The sequence below is a fragment of the uncultured Aquincola sp. genome, from assembly GCF_964001545.1.
In the GTDB taxonomy this organism is placed as follows: Bacteria; Pseudomonadota; Gammaproteobacteria; order Burkholderiales; family Burkholderiaceae_C; genus Aquincola.
Map to the genome: position 1 here is coordinate 1 of NZ_CAXFDV010000374.1, position 1,775 is coordinate 1,775.

2 protein-coding genes are annotated in these 1,775 nt (G+C 69.4%); one reads left to right on the top strand and one right to left on the bottom strand.

All coding sequences use genetic code 11. The annotated features are described in order from the left end of the window. Nucleotides 1–1,269 (bottom strand): excinuclease ABC subunit UvrC (uvrC, locus tag ABNT58_RS12890; protein ID WP_348753876.1); only part of this gene is annotated, 1,269 nt, incomplete at its 3' end. A gap of 35 nt (nucleotides 1,270–1,304) precedes the next feature. Between uvrC and earP the strand changes: the two genes are divergently transcribed. Beyond that, nucleotides 1,305–1,775, top strand: a 471-nt coding sequence (earP, locus tag ABNT58_RS12895; RefSeq protein ID WP_348753877.1) for an elongation factor P maturation arginine rhamnosyltransferase EarP, incomplete at its 3' end; no start/stop codon positions are given.

The following is a 1,775-nucleotide window of genomic DNA, read 5'->3' on the forward strand; positions in this document are numbered from 1 at the left end:
CCGCGCCAGCGCGATCTGCGCGCCCTTGTCGGCCATGTCCAGCCAGATGCGGCGCTGTTCGCGCGGCTGGTGCTGCGCGGTCACGCGGCTGCCGGTCTGGGCGCTCAGCATCTCCAGCAAGGCCTTGTCCACCGGGTGACTCAGCACCAGCAGAAAGGGCACGGCATTGCCCAGGTAGTGCTGGGCGATGAAGGCTTCCAGCACCTGCACTTCCACAGGCTGCACGGCCTGCGGCGGGCCGGCATCCACGTCGCCGGCTTCGGCCTCGGCCACCGCAGCGGCGTCTTCCACATGGGCCGGAAAGTAGGCCCGGTCGCCCAGATGTCGGCCGCCGCGCACCATGGCCAGGTTGACGCAGGCACGCCCGCCCTGCACCCGCACCGCCAGGATGTCCACGTCCTTGTCGGAGGTGGTCAGGCTGCTGGTCTCCACCGACTGCTGGTGCAGCACACGCGACAGCGCGCTGATCTGGTTGCGCAGGTCGGCCGCCTTCTCGAATTCCAGCGCCTCTGCATGGGCCATCATGCGGCCCTGCAGGTCGTCCAGCACCTCCTGCGTCTCGCCCAGCAGAAAGCACTCGGCATGGCTCACGTCGCGCGCATAGTCGTCGGGCGAGATGAAGCCCACGCAGGGCCCGCTGCAGCGGTGGATCTGGTACAGCAGGCAGGGCCGGCTGCGGTTGGCAAACACCGTGTCTTCGCAGGTTCGCAGCCGGAACACCTTCTGGATCAGCTGGATCGATTCCTTCACCGCCCAGGCGCCCGGGTAGGGCCCGAAGTAGCGGTGCTTGCGGTCCACCGAGCCGCGGTAGTAGGCCACCCGCGGATAGCGGGTCGAAGCCGACTCGGCCGTGCTGGCCGCAGCCCGCGTGCCGGTGATCTTGAGGTAGGGGTAGCTCTTGTCGTCCCTGAACAGGATGTTGAACCGCGGGTTCAGCGTCTTGATCAGGTTGTTTTCCAGCAGCAGCGCCTCGGCCTCGGTGCGCACCACAGTGGTTTCCATGCGGGCGATGCGGCCCACCATGTGGCCGATGCGGGTGCCGCCATGGTCCTTCTGGAAATAGCTGGCCACCCGCTTCTTGAGGCTGCGCGCCTTGCCCACGTAGAGCACGGTGCCGTTGCTGTCGAAGTAGCGGTAGACGCCCGGCAGCGCCGGCAACGCGGCCACTTCGGCCAGCAGCCGCTCGCGCACGGCGGCGGCCTGCGCGGCGGTATCGGGGGCTGGGTCCGGCACGGCGGCTTCGGCGGGAACGGGGGACGGCTCGATCATCGGGTTGGGGATTGTGCCGCTTCGATAATCCCCGCATGACCGCGCCCCGCCCGGACCCCGCCTTCGACCTCTTCTGCCGCGTGATCGACAACTACGGCGACGTGGGCGTGAGCTGGCGCCTGGCCACCGGCCTGGCCGCGCGCGGCGTGCAGGTGCGGCTGTTCATCGACGATGCCGGCCCGCTGCAATGGATGGCGCCGCAGGGTGCCGCTGGCGTGCAGGTGCTGCCCTTCGACGCGCCGGTCGAAGCTGAAGCCGACGTGGTGGTGGAGACCTTCGGCTGCGACCCGCCGGCCGCTTATGTGCAGTGCATGGCCGAGCGCGCGCAGCCGCCGGTGTGGATCAACCTGGAGTACCTCAGCGCCGAGGCTTACGTGGAGCGCAGCCACGCCCTGCCCTCGCCGCAACGCAACGGGCTGATGAAGTGGTTCTTCTACCCCGGCTTTACCGCGCGCACCGGCGGCCTGCTGCGCGAGCGGGGCCTGGCCGAGGCGCAGGCCGCCTTC